Source organism: Levilactobacillus yonginensis (assembly GCF_003946265.1).
Taxonomy (GTDB): Bacteria; Bacillota; Bacilli; order Lactobacillales; family Lactobacillaceae; genus Levilactobacillus; species Levilactobacillus yonginensis.
On record NZ_RHNO01000008.1, the window covers coordinates 79670 to 95133 of the forward strand.

The 15464-nt window shown below is 49.6% G+C and carries 18 protein-coding genes; 5 read left to right on the forward strand and 13 right to left on the reverse strand.

Features of this window, described 5'->3' with window-relative positions:
- Nucleotides 1–37: 37 nt before the first annotated feature.
- From EKM87_RS06000 to EKM87_RS06010, 3 genes are all read right to left on the reverse strand, one after another.
- Entirely contained in the window at nucleotides 38–937 is a 900-nt protein-coding gene (locus EKM87_RS06000; RefSeq protein ID WP_125682855.1) for a cation diffusion facilitator family transporter, read from the reverse strand.
- A 545-nt stretch (nucleotides 938–1482) separates the two neighbouring features.
- Nucleotides 1483–2046 carry a GNAT family N-acetyltransferase gene (locus tag EKM87_RS06005; protein WP_125682857.1) on the reverse strand — a complete coding sequence of 188 codons (564 nt, stop codon included), beginning with the start codon at nucleotides 2044–2046 and terminating at the stop codon, nucleotides 1483–1485.
- Between the two features lie 588 nt (nucleotides 2047–2634).
- Nucleotides 2635–3075, reverse strand: a complete 441-nt coding sequence (locus EKM87_RS06010) for a MerR family transcriptional regulator (RefSeq protein ID WP_125682859.1) — start codon at nucleotides 3073–3075, stop codon at nucleotides 2635–2637.
- A 223-nt stretch (nucleotides 3076–3298) separates the two neighbouring features.
- Between EKM87_RS06010 and EKM87_RS06015 the strand changes: the two genes are divergently transcribed.
- The gene (locus tag EKM87_RS06015; RefSeq protein ID WP_125682861.1) at nucleotides 3299–4810 is read left to right on the forward strand and encodes an MDR family MFS transporter; all 1512 of its coding nucleotides are present in this window, start codon (nucleotides 3299–3301) and stop codon (nucleotides 4808–4810) included.
- Nucleotides 4810–5532 (forward strand): DUF4811 domain-containing protein, encoded by a 723-nt coding sequence (locus tag EKM87_RS06020; protein WP_125682863.1) that lies wholly within the window; start codon nucleotides 4810–4812, stop codon nucleotides 5530–5532. The genes EKM87_RS06015 and EKM87_RS06020 overlap by 1 nt, the downstream gene beginning before the upstream one ends.
- 142 nt (nucleotides 5533–5674) lie before the next feature.
- Here EKM87_RS06020 and EKM87_RS06025 read toward each other — a convergent pair whose 3' ends face one another.
- On the reverse strand, nucleotides 5675–5914 hold the full coding sequence (locus EKM87_RS06025; protein WP_125682865.1) for a MerR family transcriptional regulator: 240 nt from the start codon (nucleotides 5912–5914) through the stop codon (nucleotides 5675–5677).
- A gap of 187 nt (nucleotides 5915–6101) precedes the next feature.
- On the opposite strand from EKM87_RS06025, the gene EKM87_RS06030 reads away from it, so the two are divergent.
- Both EKM87_RS06030 and EKM87_RS06035 read left to right on the forward strand, forming a co-directional pair.
- Nucleotides 6102–6806, forward strand: a complete 705-nt coding sequence (locus EKM87_RS06030; RefSeq protein ID WP_125682868.1) for an AzlC family ABC transporter permease — start codon at nucleotides 6102–6104, stop codon at nucleotides 6804–6806.
- Nucleotides 6797–7132, forward strand: coding sequence for an AzlD domain-containing protein (locus EKM87_RS06035; protein ID WP_125682870.1), 336 nt, complete (start codon nucleotides 6797–6799; stop codon nucleotides 7130–7132). Before EKM87_RS06030 ends, EKM87_RS06035 begins: the two co-directional genes overlap by 10 nt.
- A 657-nt stretch (nucleotides 7133–7789) precedes the next feature.
- Here EKM87_RS06035 and EKM87_RS06040 read toward each other — a convergent pair.
- From EKM87_RS06040 to EKM87_RS06080, 9 genes are all read right to left on the reverse strand, one after another.
- Nucleotides 7790–9070 (reverse strand): uracil-xanthine permease family protein, encoded by a 1281-nt coding sequence (locus EKM87_RS06040; RefSeq protein ID WP_125682872.1) that lies wholly within the window; start codon nucleotides 9068–9070, stop codon nucleotides 7790–7792.
- A 203-nt stretch (nucleotides 9071–9273) separates the two neighbouring features.
- Entirely contained in the window at nucleotides 9274–10470 is a 1197-nt protein-coding gene (locus EKM87_RS06045) for an MFS transporter (protein ID WP_125682874.1), read from the reverse strand.
- A gap of 31 nt (nucleotides 10471–10501) precedes the next feature.
- The gene (locus EKM87_RS06050; protein WP_125682876.1) at nucleotides 10502–10909 is read right to left on the reverse strand and encodes a hypothetical protein; all 408 of its coding nucleotides are present in this window, start codon (nucleotides 10907–10909) and stop codon (nucleotides 10502–10504) included.
- An 84-nt stretch (nucleotides 10910–10993) separates the two neighbouring features.
- Nucleotides 10994–11557, reverse strand: a complete 564-nt coding sequence (locus tag EKM87_RS06055; RefSeq protein ID WP_225428404.1) for a GNAT family N-acetyltransferase — start codon at nucleotides 11555–11557, stop codon at nucleotides 10994–10996.
- Complete coding sequence (locus tag EKM87_RS06060) at nucleotides 11526–11978, reverse strand: MarR family winged helix-turn-helix transcriptional regulator (RefSeq protein ID WP_125682880.1); 453 nt, start codon at nucleotides 11976–11978, stop codon at nucleotides 11526–11528. The genes EKM87_RS06055 and EKM87_RS06060 overlap by 32 nt, the downstream gene beginning before the upstream one ends.
- Nucleotides 11979–12090: 112 nt before the next feature.
- Complete coding sequence (locus EKM87_RS06065) at nucleotides 12091–12627, reverse strand: GNAT family N-acetyltransferase (protein WP_164506443.1); 537 nt, start codon at nucleotides 12625–12627, stop codon at nucleotides 12091–12093.
- Between the two features lie 196 nt (nucleotides 12628–12823).
- Nucleotides 12824–13594, reverse strand: a complete 771-nt coding sequence (locus EKM87_RS06070) for a DUF1003 domain-containing protein (RefSeq protein WP_125682884.1) — start codon at nucleotides 13592–13594, stop codon at nucleotides 12824–12826.
- 5 nt (nucleotides 13595–13599) lie between these two features.
- A complete protein-coding gene (locus EKM87_RS06075) occupies nucleotides 13600–14487 on the reverse strand; it encodes an RluA family pseudouridine synthase (protein WP_125682886.1) in 888 nt (295 codons plus the stop codon).
- Nucleotides 14488–14502: 15 nt separating this feature from the next.
- Nucleotides 14503–14820 carry a glycine cleavage system H protein (lipoate-binding) gene (locus EKM87_RS06080; protein ID WP_125682888.1) on the reverse strand — a complete coding sequence of 106 codons (318 nt, stop codon included), beginning with the start codon at nucleotides 14818–14820 and terminating at the stop codon, nucleotides 14503–14505.
- Nucleotides 14821–14980: 160 nt separating this feature from the next.
- On the opposite strand from EKM87_RS06080, the gene EKM87_RS06085 reads away from it, so the two are divergent.
- A complete protein-coding gene (locus tag EKM87_RS06085) occupies nucleotides 14981–15193 on the forward strand; it encodes a hypothetical protein (protein WP_164506441.1) in 213 nt (70 codons plus the stop codon).
- Nucleotides 15194–15464: the final 271 nt, after the last annotated feature.

Genomic DNA, 15464 nt, shown 5'->3' on the forward strand with positions numbered 1-15464 from the left:
CCTTTATACCGCGAAACTCAGCAAAGTGCAAGCTTAATTAGTCATGCCGCCAATCATTTTGCTGATAAAACAGCGACTCGTTCTCACCCCGGTGGCATTCAGCTTGAATCGTCACGTGGTTCACCCCATATTTCCGACACAGAACGGCTTCAATCTGCCGATAAATGGGCTCGACCTGACTCAATGGTAAGTCGTCCATGTTCACGTGCACGGAGACCACTACGTTATTCTCGTCAATCTGCCAAGCGTGCAAGTGGTGCACGCCCTCAACCTCAGGCAACGCCGTGAGATCTTGTGAAATCCCCTCGTAGTCCAGCGCCGGTGACGCCTCCATCAGAATATCAAATGTCTGCTTAATGATGGGCCACGACTCATAACTGATATAGCCAGCCACCAGAATCGTAATCACCGGGTCAACCCAGTAAATCTGCCAAACGGTAATCAGCACGGCCCCGATGATCACACCGACGGACGCCAACGCGTCACTGAGCAAGTGTAGGTAGGTCGCCCGAATATTTAGATTGTGCTTGGCCCCGTGGTTCAATAAAACCGTCGAAAGCAAGTTGGCTAAGAAACTAACGACCGCTACCACCAACATGATGTCACCTTTGACTGGTTCGGGGTGCATCAACCGGCGGACCGCTTCAATCGCCAACACGACCGAAATTACGATGAGGATACCCGCGTTCAATAAGGCCGCCAAAATTTCGGCTCGCCGATACCCAAATGTATTGCTACGTGTCTGTTGCCGACCGCCAATCCGATGGGCAATGTAACTCAAGACCACCGACAGAGCGTCTCCAAGATTATGAAACGCGTCAGACAACAGTGAAAGGCTGCCCGACAGGATTCCCCCTAATAGCTCGAACACGGTGATCACAACGTTCAAAATTGTTACCAACAGAAACCGGCTCCCCGTGAGCCCACTCTTCTCCAACGTAAACGCCCCCCCATTAGCTTAACTAGCCTCCATTATCGCAGAGTTTGGCATGAATGAAAAGCCGGTTAGGGGCATCCAGAAAAAATGTTGTGGGGATTTCTGCAAAGAAATTGCAAAAGATCAATTAGTAACTGGTAAAACGTTCAGTTATCTATCAGTAATCCAGCCCACATTTCTATCTGTGATTCACATTATCTGCGATTGGTCAGAGATACGACCACTTTCCCCATATTACAAGTGACATGCTGCCTCCCCATTGTCTTTAACGGTAAATCCAGCCCAAGTGATCAGACAACGAAGCCTGTGAAGGTCTAGTAAGTCCGAGTGACCTATTCGGATTTACTAGACTAGGACGCCGTCAAGACTTGTGGGTTTCAAGGCTTGACGACGAGGGCCAAGACCGCCCTATGGCTTGGCCCGGTCCCCACAGGCGTAGTTGTCTGACCGCTTGGGCGCCAACTCACCATTTACCCATCGACCCAAAAGAAAAAGGGCTGGATCGCATGAAAGCGAAACCAACCCTTATATATAGTAGATTTAAATTATTTAGTAGCCTTGATTTCAACCAAATGAGCTGGGTTGATGTGGGCAGTTACCCGTTCGTAGGCATAGTCCTTCACACCGTCAAGGTCTTGGTTGATCAGGTCGATCATGCCAGTTTCAGTGAACCCATTCTTCTTGATCACGTGTTGCATCCCCTTGTTGTCTGGGTGCGTGTCGATCCGAATGCTTTCAACATTTTCAGCCTTGTCGATCTGAGCGAAGATCCGTTGGAACAGTTCGCCGGCCAAACCGCGACCGCGATGGTGGCTTGATACTGCTACGCGGTGGATCGCTAAGTAAGGCGCTTGGTCAGTTAACCATTGACCCTCGATCCGTTCATAGTTAGCATCTTCCCCCGGAATGACGGCAGCAGTCCCCAAAATTTCGTTGTCTTCCTCTAAGACGACGGTCCACCCTTGGTGAATGTCGTCGACGATGATCGAAGTACTTGGGTACGTCCCTTGCCATTGGTCTACGGATTGGGCAGCGAGTAACTCTCGCCCATCACGGATAATAGATTCAATTTGTGGTAAGTCGGCCATAGTAGCTTGTCGTAACAGCATGTATAACACCATCCTTTTAATTTTCGTGTTTTTTGTTTTTGACGATTTTGTAATCTTAACACGCTGACGCAAGAATACAACCAAAGACTACCAAATTTGCTAACATTTTTTCTCGATTGCCATGAAAGCAAGTAATATCAAGGATTGTGCACCTTTTAACTTCTAATGAATTATTCATTTTTCGAGCGCTTTCATCTCAATTTTCACAAAAATTAAGATATTTATTGCTCGTTCACCAGCAAATTTTTGGACAAAAAAAGCACCCACCAAGAACTTTCTAAACTTGGTAGGTGCCACGGGAGCGGTGCCGGGCGAGAGAAAAATCAAAAAGTGTTCAATTTTCCAAAAAAACACGTCGTTTTAGTTTCACGATTGCTTACGTTAGCATGTGCCAACGTAGTCCATGCGCAAGATAAACGCGCTATTACTAATGGTTATTCGCCTGGTTTCACAACACGTCAACAACATGATTGACCACCAATCCAGCCAGAAGATCGATTGGTATCGAAAGTTTTTTCTGCCGGGCACGAAAAGTCCTCCCGCTACTTCAGACTACCATTGTTAAGCGGGATAAACAATGGAAGCGGCCTATTTCGTGTGATCTATCAGCTTAAATTGCCATTTATTTTCCACCCGCCGAGCAACGAGGTCCTTGCCGGGTTCCGGATCAAACAAGCCCAAGTTGATTTCAGTGAGCTCGTCCGTGACCGTCATCCCCTCAAACCGGGATTCAAAGAATGACCGTAACGTGTCAAAGTAATCTGCCCGTTTTTGCATCTGCTTTGCAGCACCGGCCAGTGTAAACCCGTCATCTAACGACGTTTTGATTTGTTGGACGTTGATCAGCGTCTTATAGGTAAACTTACGATTCTTGCTGCCGTTGATGACTTCACTTTGAATATAGCCTTTACTCTCCCAATACCGGAGCTGGCTCTGTGAGACGCCAGTCGCTGCCGCCACGTCCCCAATGCCAAAGCTTAATTTTTCAACGGTCACTTTTTTCAATAAATTTTTTGAATCTTCCATCATGTTAAGATTTCCCACCCTTTCTCACGGATTTTAATTTAGGAACAATTCCCGTTTAATCACCATGAAAGCGCTTGTGAATTTTATGAGTACTTCTCAGTCAGTTGTATCATTTTCTCTATTCAGTATAGATATTCTCAAAACTTTGTCAAGCTAGTTGACAAAAACGTTTAATCTGCGTATAGTTATTCCAGAATTAATTTTATGGATAAAGAAGGAATATAAATTGGGAACTGCTGTTGATACCAACGGGAAGGCCTACAACCGGACCTTGCTCGTTGTTCTCCTATTAGTGGGGACGTTCTGTACGGTACTGAACCAAACGATTTTAAGTACCGCTTACCCTACCTTGATGAAGGCCTTTGATGTTTCGACCTCCACCGTACAATGGTTGACTACTGGATTCTTACTGGTTAACGGGATCATGATCCCAATCAGTGCTTGGTTACTGACGACCATCAGTACGAAGTGGCTGTACATCAGTGCCATGTCGACTTTCTTAATCGGGACCATTCTTTGCTGGTCCGCCGTTAACTTCCCAATGCTCTTAGCTGGGCGGTTGATTCAGGCCTTAGGTGTGGGTGTTTCCATGCCTTTACTGCAAACCATGATGCTGACCATCTTCCCTGCTAACAAACGGGGAACTGCCATGGGACTAGCCGGAATCGTTATCGGTCTGGCCCCAGCGATTGGGCCGACCCTGTCTGGGTGGGTCATTGACAACTGGACTTGGCGTGACCTCTTCGGAATGATCATTCCCGTTGTCGCTGTCGTCATTCTGGCTAGTTTCTGGGTGATGCACAGTGTGCTGGAAACTCACAAGGAACCTTTGGACCTGTTATCCGTCGTTCTTTCAACCATTGGTTTCGGAAGCATGCTCTACGGTTTCTCTTCCGTTGGTGACGACGGTTGGGGCAGTGCGATTGTCCTCTCTACATTAGCTATTGGCTTTATCTTCGTGGGCCTGTTCATCTGGCGTCAATTAACCATGAAGGATCCATTCTTGAACTTCCGGGTTTACAAATCACGCGAGTTCACCGTCTCTGCTATCCTGAGTTCCGTGGTCAACATGGCCATGGTTGGGGTTGAAATGGTCATCCCCCTTTACCTACAAATGGTCAAGGGCATGTCCGCTTTCCACTCCGGATTAACACTGTTGGCCGGTGCCCTAATGATGGGGATCATGAGTCCAATTACCGGTCGTGCATTTGACCGGTTTGGTGCCAAGCGTCTGGCCACGATGGGGATGTTCTTACTGACCATCGGGACCTTACCATTCGTCTGGATCACTAAAGATACTGCTACCATCTACATTGTCTTACTTTACGCTATCCGGATGTTTGGGATTGCCATGGTCATGATGCCAGCAACCACTGCCGGAATGAACGCTTTACCATTGAACATGATTTCTCATGGGACTGCCGTTAACAACACCCAACGGCAAGTTGCCAGTTCAGTGGGGACTGCCATCTTAATCAGTGTCTTGACTAACGTGACCAAGGGCCAAATGCCTGCTAAGCACGTCTTAAAGAGTAACCCACTGAGCTACGCTGATGGTGCCATCAATGCCACTCTGTCTGGGTATCACGCTGCCTTCTGGATTGCCGTTGGTTTCTGTGTGGTTGCCCTGGTCATCGCCTTCTTCTTGAAGGGCCGTAACCGCTCAACACACATGGCTGACGTTGATTCACCAGTGGCTAAGGAAAATAAAGTCGCTGCTGAAGGAGGTGCCGCCTAATGATTATCATTTCTGTCATTATTGCCGCCATTTTGTCCTTTGCCTTCTACGTTTATATCCACAACCGCGTGGTAAGCAATACGTTGACGGCCATTGCTGTAATTGCCCTGTTGACGAGTATTTTCTTCATGGTTAAAAACGACCACGACCACCTTGGCATGCAAAAGGTCACGGAGACTTCTACGCAGAAGATCTACTCCGCCTCCCCTTCCAAGCAGATGCCCATGATGATCTACCAATCAGTGGGGACTGCCGACAAGCACCGGGTCTACGTTTACAAGACCAGTGCCAACACCAAGAAGACCAGTCACACCAAGGCTAAGATTACCACGAAAAATGTGGTTAAACGGACGTCTGGTGCCAACCGCATCGTGACCAAGAAGGTTTACTGGGAATACAAGAGTACTGCCGCTAAATTCTGGTTCGGTCTGTCCGGTAACGGTCACACTTACTTGAAGGAAACCAACACCATCTACCTCAACAAGAGCTGGACGGTGTTGAGCACCACCCAAGCCAAGCAATTACAAAAGTTGGCCAGCTCTAAGAGTTTCAAGGCCCAACAAAAGACTGCTGCAACGGCTTACGTTAAGAAGCAAGTCATGGCTGCGATGATGAAGAATCCAACCATGTCTGCTGCCCAACAAAAACAAGTGACCAAGCAAGCCTTGGCCGCTTACCAAGCCCAAGCAATGAAGCAATTGATTGCCCAGGTTAAAAAGTAACCGACTAAATTTAAAGGTCCATAACACACCCAGTGAGATGTGTTATGGGCCTTTTTGTGTGCGCACAATGTACAAAAAAAGCAGCTAGCGAGGATTCTCGCCGAGCTGCTCGATGGTGCATTTTACCGTTTCGTTACCTAAACTAGTTCACCTGGGTTAACGCTGTTTGCCCTTTACGGCAACGTGGCAGTAATCCGGATAAGTCGTCTAAAGACGTTCCGTTGTCCTGAAAACATTGAATCATGTCGATCCAGTACAAATCCGAATCGTCGAATTCCGTAGTTGAATGATTCTCGCCTAACAACCCGTTCTTCGCATATTCTTCAATGCGGCTTGCGTCAACACCAGCTGATGCAGCCAGTTCAGTTAAGTTCATCTTCATCGCCATACCCTCGCTTTCTTCGTTATCAATGAGAGTATCATACAACCGTCTTTACCTAATTGCAACCTTTTCTGCCCAGAATTTTCATTTACCAAAATTACAAGGAAAATACTAGTTTACGGCAAGCCGTCACAGGGCTAAACTGGTAGTTAAAAATAATTTTATCAACCAGAAAGGAAGTCCGTCCGTGAATCCTTCACTTACCTTTAAATCCGGCGTTCGAGACGTCCTCCCCACCGTCTTCGGGTATATTGGCGTTGGTCTGGCCTTCGGTATCGTTGCCCATACCAGCCATTTAAGCCTCTTAGTCGTTGCGGGGATGTCGTTTATTGTTTACGCGGGTTCAGCGCAATTTATCATTACTAGCATGCTCCTGCTCCACGACCCCCTTTCTGGAATCTTCATTTCCACTTTTTTGGTCAACTCACGCATGATTCTGATGAGCACCAGTCTGGCCCAATACTTCCGCCACGAGTCCCTGTTCAAGAACCTCTTGATTGGGTCGCTAGTCACGGACGAAACGTTCGCCCTCGCCATGAACAAGCAAAATAAGACCAAGGGCAAACTCAGCTTCGCCTGGCAATCCGGCGCCAACCTTGTCGCTTACCTGGTCTGGGGTGTGGCAACCGTTATCGGTGCGATGCTGGGTGGTCTGATTGCCGATCCAACTCGCTTTGGATTCGACTTTGCTCTCACCGCCATGTTTATTGGACTGGTCTATCTCCAATTGATCAGTGACCGGCACCTGGGAATCTCGCTACAACTCTACGTCATGGCATTCGTTGCCTTGGTCTACTACCTGGCAATCGGCGTTATGAGTCAAAACTTTGCACTACTGGCCGCTACCGTGGCTGGCTGTCTATTTGGAATGGGGATGAAGAAATGGCGATAAGTCTAACAGAACTTTGGGTTATTTTAGGATGTGGCGCGATTACCGTTCTCTCCCGGGCACTGCCCTTCGTCTTCGTCAAACAGATGACGATGCCATCCTGGCTGATCGACTTTCTCACCTTCGTCCCCATCACGATTATGACCGCCCTGTGCTGTCAGAGCCTGTTCGTCGCCAATCCGGGACACTGGGCCACGCTCAACGTTGCCAACTGCTTAGCGGCCATCCCAGCGACCTTAGCTGGCGTGCTGACTAAAAGCCTGCTTATGGTGGTGGTCATCGGGATCATGGCTATGGCTGTGCTTCGCTACTTCTCTATTGGGGGGTAGGTTTTACATTGTTTTACATTGGCCGCCTGCGGCCGCCAGGAGCTGCGCTGTGGGGCAACCCTGAAGCCTCGATAACCCCGAGTCTTCAGGGCGGTTGAGAACCTTGCCTACCCCGCAAGTTTCTCAACACGTCCCATGTTCTAAGCGGTAAACCGCTAAGAACATCGACACTGCGCAGCTCCTGGCCTCCTCCGGCTAAGGTTGGTGGTTTGGTGATGAACCACCCTCACTAAGCTAGTCGGCTAATACATAATCTATTAGTAGCGGTACATTGGCAACCTGATAAATAGCCTGGTACACTACTACCAACAAGGTTAGCTGTAAATCTAGTATTGCTTGGATTGTGTTGCTAGACACCGCAACACGGCTTAGCCAGCTCAGATTAGCAACCTATTCCCAACGTTCAGTTGCATGTCAGTTTACCCATGTAGCCGTAGGTAGCCAGGGATGGTGCCAACTTACTGCGTGGGACGAGCTTGGAAACTCGGTGACCTGCCGAGGTTTCAAGTCGAGACTGCGGACCGCTTCACAGGCCGCAGTCGTTCCCCACAGCAGGCGCCATCTCTGGCTACCGGAGGCGGATATTACCAGACTAAATAAAATAGGGCTTCAGCGGAAGGAACATACACCACTGAAGCCCTATTAATTTGCCTAAAATTATTGCACCTTATCATCGTGCGGGAGAACCAGGTTCAACACGATGCCCAGCACCGCCGCAACTGCTAACCCAGAAAACTCATACTGGCCCACTTTGAGATACGCGTTTCCGATACCAATTACTAGAATTGCTGAGGCAATCATCAGGTTGCGTTTCTGGTTGAAATCAACGTGCTTCTCAATTAAGATTCGCATCCCACTGGACGCAATCACCCCAAACAGTAGGAAGCTAATACCACCAATGACCGGGTTAGGAATACTCTCAATCAAGGCACTTAGTTTGCCCACAAAACTGAAGATAATGGCAAAGACGGCTGCACCAATCAAGACGTAGACACTATGGACCCATGTGATGGCCAAGACTCCCACGTTTTCTCCGTAGGACGTAACCGGTGGACCACCCACAAAACTAGCGATGATGGAAGCCAGACCATCCCCGGCCAACGTGTGATGCAAGCCCGGGTCCTCAAAGAAGTTCCGGTGCGTCAACTCGTTCAATACGGTGATGTGGCCAATGTGTTCAGTCATCGTCACGAAAGCGATTGGTGCCAGGCTGACCACCGCGCCCCAGTAAAAGTGCAACGGATAACTCAGAATCGGCACCTCAAAGTTGGGGAGCTGAAACCAAGCAGCCTCCATGACTGGCTTAAAGTTGACCAATCCCGTCATGGCCGCAATCAAATAACCACTTACAATTCCCAGCAGAATGGGAATCAGTGATAGGAAGCCCCGCAGATAGAGATTAAATCCGACCGTTAAGAGCAACGTTGCCATTGCTACCGCAAAGAACTGCCAGTGATAGGTTCCGGCACTGTCGACCGTCGCCTTCTGAGCGGCACTGCCAGCCAGTGACAGCCCAATGACCATCACCATTGGCCCCACTACAATCGGTGGCAAGGCCTTATTGATCCAATCCGACCCCACCAGTGCCACAATCAAGGCTACGATGAGGTAGACCGCCCCCACTGCCAGTGTTCCTTGCGCGATGCCCGGGTACCCGGTCGTCTTCATCAGAGCTACCATTGGCACGATAAATGAAAAACTTGAGCCCATGTAGGCGGGAATCTTGCCGCGGGTAATCAAAATATACATCAACGTCCCGACCCCGGAACTAAACAGCGCAATGCCGGGATTTAACCCCACCAGAATGGGGACTAAAACCGTGGACCCAAACATCGAAAATAAGTGCTGAAGCGACAATCCAAACCATTGACCCCAACTGGGCCGCTCCCAGATGTCAATTAAAGCATCCGGGTTGCGGTAACGTGCTGGTTCTTTCATGTAGCAGGCCTCCACTTCTAAGATAGAAAAAAACGCGCCAGTCCCCGTAAGGAACCGTGCGCGTCCACCCTTAGCCCAGCCTAGTCTAGTTCCCTAGTCCGGAAGCGTTGCACCCTTAGTTGCCTCACGGGACAACTTTCAAGGAACATATTTCACTCATTATACGGAGTCCATAGCGGCAGTGTCAACTCTTATTTCCCTAATCAGTCCTGCCGGATAAGCCGTTGATACCACTGATTGATAATCCACAAACCTAGCAGTAAGCAGCCACCGATAATGACCAGCGTTAGGTTGGCCAACCAGTCTGTGACAAACCCAAAGACGAAGCTGCCGACCGGCTGAAACGCATCGATAGCCAGGAATAGAATACCAAACATCCGGCCCAAAAAATCAGGTTCCGTTAGATTCTGGGTAATGGTAATTGCCCGGATTTCAAAGCACGAATAGCAAAAGCCAAAGATACCGCTCACCACTAGTAAGACCCAGTAATTAGCCCAGAGTCCGGCCACCAAGATGGCCACGGCCGCCAAAATCAAATCGTGATAGTTTTGGCGGCGATGGGGTTCATTACGATTTAGCGTCAGCCGTAGACCACCTAAGATGCCACCGACCGCCAAAATCACCAGCAAATAACTGTACCGCGCAGAATCCCCGCCGTACAGGTGGTTAACGTTATATGGCAGCACCAATCGCATGGCCGCAAACAGCACGTTGATCAGTCCACCCAACACGATGGTCTCGACCAGCCCCGGCCGCTGCCACACGTAGCGCCACCCTGTGAGTAGACTATCTTTAACGCCCAGTTGCGAGGCTTCCCCCGCCGGATTGCGATAGTGAATACTTAAGTACAAGCCAAACGATAATAGAAACGACGTCGCGTTTAGCAACAGAAAGCCCCGCAAGTCTAACCAATGGAGGGCCAACAAGAGCCCACCCAACAGCGGCGAACAAATATCCGCCAGGTCGATCAGCGTGTTACTGACAGCATTGAACCGTTGCCGACCCTCCAGGGTAATCAGCTCCGGAATCATGGCCTTGGCTGCTGGGAGACTAAATGCCAACCCAATGTCCAGCAAAATGGTCAGCGTGATCAGGGGCGCCGCCGTGATGTGTTGGGGATTCAGCCACCATGCACAAAACAGACAACCTAGCACACTCAACAGTTCCGCGCTGACCACAATGTGCTTACGGTTAAAGTTATCCACGACAACCCCACACAGGAGATCCCCGAAGAACAGGACCACTCCACCGGTGGCTTGAATGATTCCTAGTAGTGAGGCGTTGCCCGTGGCCTTGACCACGAACCAATTTAGCCCAAATAAGTATAGGGCATCACCCAAACGGGAAATGAAGGGTGCCAGCAGCAGTGGCAGATTAAAGGCTTTTGTCGGTCGTTGCATCCGACCACCTCCATCCCTTCGTCATTGTCTGTTAGTCGACCATTCGCCAGCTACCTTCATCAGCTTTAGAAATGTCATTCAGGAATTTTAAGACGCGCTTGGCGCGGTTAGGTTGTTGCTCGTTCAATACGTTCAATCCAGCACCCGTCACCAGCGGTTGGCTCAACCGGAAGTTGCCGCCGTCGGTCTCGCCAGTTGCGAATGCCATGACGGTCTCGCCTGATTCAATCTGTGTCGTCAGGAAGAACATGGTGAAGTCGTCATCTTCCTGCATGTACGCGGGCATAGCCCAGATGTTGGGCGCAATCTCCTGCATTTCACCAGTCTCGGTGCCGTCCAGGAACTTGTAGTCCTTGTGGTTCGCCTGGGTAATGGGTTGTTTGAGGACCAACATCATCTTCGCAAATTCATCGTCGCCCATTTGTAAATTATCTTTCATCGGTTAAACGCCTCCTTGAGTTGTTTGAATCATTCGGTGTGCCCTTGGTCGGCTGGGACCCAGACACAATCAGCATGGGTAATATTATACCAGCGTTTTTCGCAGAATTAAATCACGTTGCGGATCTGATCCCAATTGAAAGCGATGATCGCCAATCTGTTCAAATCCCATTTGCTGATAAAACTTCTGAGCTGCCGGATTATGTTCCCACACACCCAACCAGACGGCCTGCTTTCCTAACTTCTGAGCTGTCGCAATGGCGTGTTGATAAAATTGTTGACCCAGTCCCTGACGTTTGAAGGCTGGTAGAATATAGATTCGTTCGATCTCTAGCAGGTCATCCCCGTAATGCTCGGATTGGGTTGGTCCCCAGTTCAGCTTCAGATACCCCGCTAACGCGTTCTCGACGTAAATGAAATCGAATTGCGTGGTCGGTTGCCGCAGTTCGGCTAACAGCTGGTCATCGTTGTACGCTTCTTCTAAGTATTCCTCGAGGTCGGCCGGCGTATTCACTGCGCCGTACGTATCCGTAAACGTCGTTCGGCTAATGGCTTGAAGCTGCTTCAAGTCGGCTACTGTACATTGTTTGATTTTCCCTGTCATCTGCTTGTTCTCCTTAATATTCCCGTTGCTTACCACTTTTGACATCGTACCAATCCTGCGCCACGTTAGCGTCGACTCTTGCCAACAAGTCAGCCAATTGACTGGCTTCGTCAGACGTGAATCCCCGTAACGCGTGCGCATTAGAGTAATCGTTCTCCCGTTTGACTAGCGGATAAATATCGGCGCCACTGGCCGTCACGTAGAGCCTTCTGATTTTTTTATTCTGTGGGTCCGCCCGTTTCTCTAACAGGCCCAGCTTGGTCAATTTGGCGATTGCCCGGGCTGCCGTGGTCCGGTCAACCTTTAGCAGTTCCGCCACCCGTTCCTGAATGATACCAGGATGTTCGGCCACCCGGGCCAAGTACAGGTACTGCCCCTTCGTGAGGGAAACTTGTTGAAACTCACGATTGGCGATTGAATCTAACGCGCGGGCAATGCTCCCCACCGTTCTTAAAATTTCTGGCACTGGACTCGCCCCTTTCGATAGCCACTATTTTAACGTACTTTTGTTGTATTTACAACATAAAATTAAGTTCAAAAAAGCCGACCCACTTGACGGGTCGGCTCCTCAATAGTCTTTAATTTGCGATGCTGATTGGTTTCCCAATCTCAAGTTGCATGTGGTAGTAGTCATGATCACCGATCATCTGGGTTCCGGTCACTTCATACCCCATCCGCTCATACAATTTCATGGCGCCAGGATTTTCAAAGTCAACGTTCAACCCGATGACGGATTGGCGATCGCGTTGGGCGTAGATTGGTAAGGCCCGCAATAACTTGCGACCAATCCCCATACCCTGGTGATCAGGAGAAACAGCCAGTGAATCCAGGTACCATTCACCGGGTGCCGTCTCGGAGTCCGCTTCCAGCGGACCGTCGAACGCGGCACTGTCAGCCGTCAACTGCGTAATCACATCTTCCACGATGTCTTCATTTTCGCCAGGGTAGCCAAATGCTACCCCAACGACATGGCCATTGGCCTCGGCCACCACCGTGGTTGCCGCGCCGGACAGGTAAGTCCGCGTGCGGTAAGCCGCCGTGATGACCTTCAATAAGTCGGGGCCAGGTACATCCTCGAGGTCGGTCAGTTCCATCTCGTCGTAAATCAAGTTCATCAACGGTGCTATCTGAGGCGCATCCGTCGGTCGAGCTTCACGAATTATCAAAAAAAATCCTCCATTTCTAGTTCATTCACTAGACTACCGGAGGATTGCACTTTTGTCAAAGGATTTGCTAACTGACCTATTTAATTAATGGGTCACGCGTCCTGCTACCCGTTGGCCAAAGACTAGGCCAACAATAAACAGAGCACTAGCGGTTATCCACGTTCTCATGGTGAGACTCCCTTCGTTCTGTCGAAGCGGCGGCCTTCGCCTCCCGCAATTCGGCTAGTTCTTGACGAATTTCACCTAAAATTTCTAACTGAAACCGTTCGATCTCCATCGTATGGGGGACCTGGTTCTGCGCTAAGTGATCGACCTTAGCGTGAAGTAACCGCAGTTCGTGTTCGGACTTCAAGTTAACATGGTAGTCGTTTTCGGCCATCATCCGGTCCCGGTCGGCGGAACGGTTCTGGCTCATCATAATGATGGGTGCCTGAATCGCCGCAACACAGCTCAGCACTAAATTTAACAGAATAAAGGGGTAGTTGTCAAAGTTGACCCCAAATAAGTGGAGCCCATTGACGATCATCCACCCAATCAGAACGAACATGAAGACGAAAATAAAGCCCCACGACCCGCCAAACCGGGCCACGTCGTCCGACACCTTTTGGCCAAAGGTCAGACTCTCTTTCAAGGAGTCATTGACATCAATAATGTCGTAATCATCGCTCTGCAGCGCTTTGGTCAGTTTGTGATTGATTTTTTTGGTCTGCTTTAAGTCGGCGTTGATCATGGCATCAACGTGTTCCAACCGATACTTCAACAGGTGATGCCCACAGATATAATCCGTGACCTTCCCCTGCGGATAGTCCCGCTTGATGCGGTTCCGCAAGCCCACCTCGAGCTCGCTGAGTTGCAGACTCGTTTCCAGTGAGACGGGCGCACCGTCCACCAAACATTTAAGTTGATTCTCGGCCATGTCCCTCACTCCTTGGTTAACGATTGCATCAATTGCTGCCAGTCAGCTGGTGGGTCACTCACAAACGACCGTGGTTCATGCGTGAACGGATCTGTAAAAGCCAACGACTGCGCGTGTAAGGCCTGTCTGGTCATTTGACCTAACTGGGGCCCACCATACAACTCATCCCCCACTAGCGGGTGGCCTAAGTGGGTAAAATGCGCCCGAATCTGGTGAGTCCGTCCCGTGTGGAGCTGAACCTTGACTAAAGTAGCGTTCTTAAAACGTTCCTGCACCCAATACTCCGTCCGTGCGGGCTTGCCGTCGGGCGAAACCATTTGGTTGTAGCCGGCAGGATCCGAGGCTAACGGCGCATCGATCAGGCCATGGTCATCAGCTAGTTGACCAGTGACAACGGCCAGGTAACGTTTGTCTACCTGATGAGCCGCCTGCAACTGACTGGCTAAACTATTGGCTAGTCGGTGCCGAGCGACCCATACGAGACCACTGGTAAAGCGGTCTAACCGCGTCACAATATGTGGCACCTGGTTCTCCGCATGTTCATCCAGCCAGTACCCCTTGATTCGATTGACCAAGGTATCTGTCCGGTTGGCGGGTCCGGGAACAACGTTGAGGCCGGCCGGTTTGTCCACAACTAGCCAATCACGATTTTCAAACACCACGTTGATGGCCTCGTGACTCGTCGCCACGGCATCGTCAGCCGCTTCTGCGGGCAAGCTAACCGCCACCGTATCACCAACGTTCAGCGTCACGGTGGGGTCTACCACTTGACCGTTGACCCGAATCGTCCCCGATTGTTTGAGATCACTAAAGACCCGGTGACTCACACCCTGGTCATTTAAAAACCGTTTCAAACTTGTCACTGGTTGTGTGACCTGCCACGTCAATTCCATGCGGACGCTCCCTCTCTAATCATCAGCTAAATCAAGCATCCAGTCTAAATCATCGTTGCGGTTGTTCAGCCGTTCTGGATGGTCGGCTAACTCCGAGTTGATCTGTAAAATCTTACCGGCAAAGGGTGACCGTAATGTGAGCTCATCCGTCTCACCAGTCACCACCATGAACGGCGTCCCCAGCTTAAGGGGCCCAGTCGTTGCTAACCAAGAAATTTTCGTCACGGGCCCTAACATCTCGCGGCCATCGTCCGCAAACCCTAACCGTAAGACACCCTCGTCCTGTGGTGTCACCCACAAAGCATCCGCACTTGCTTCAATCCGATCAATCATCTCTGTCACCCCTTCTGGCAGTCTAGTCGTCCTTACAACATCTAGCACATTCTCTTACAATTACCTTATATTTTACCATAGGCCCCAAAAACACGGGAGCCATTTCACCCTTTCTCGAGAAAAGTCGGTATAATGAAACCTATAAAGGGGGAGATGTATGATGATGGGTGGCAGTTTATTAACTGGGACACTAATTTTTATTAGTGGTCTGGCACTGTTGATTTTTATTGTGGCAAAATTAGTTCCGAAAATGGGGCATGACAAGGATACAGTATTCCTACTGGGTATCTTTGCGCTTATCGCCGTTGGCCTACTGGGGATGGGCGGCTGGCTGGGAATAGCTAACTGGGGTGCGATGGGCTGTTTACTCTAGCCTTAGCCCATCCACTGTGGCCTCACGGCTCCAACTGGTGTGCACTTATCTAAGTCCTTAACAACCTACAGGTTACACACAGTAAGTTGAAATTAATTTGGCTATATCATTACTATTGGATTGTTAATTATCCTAAAAAATGGTTCTATGATATTTGGTGTTGATAGAGAAATCTATCGACACCATTTTTTTGTATAATAAAAGGGGCACACTGCCCCACATCAACATAGTCGACCAAAACCAATTGAAAGTGAGAATGACAATATGTCCC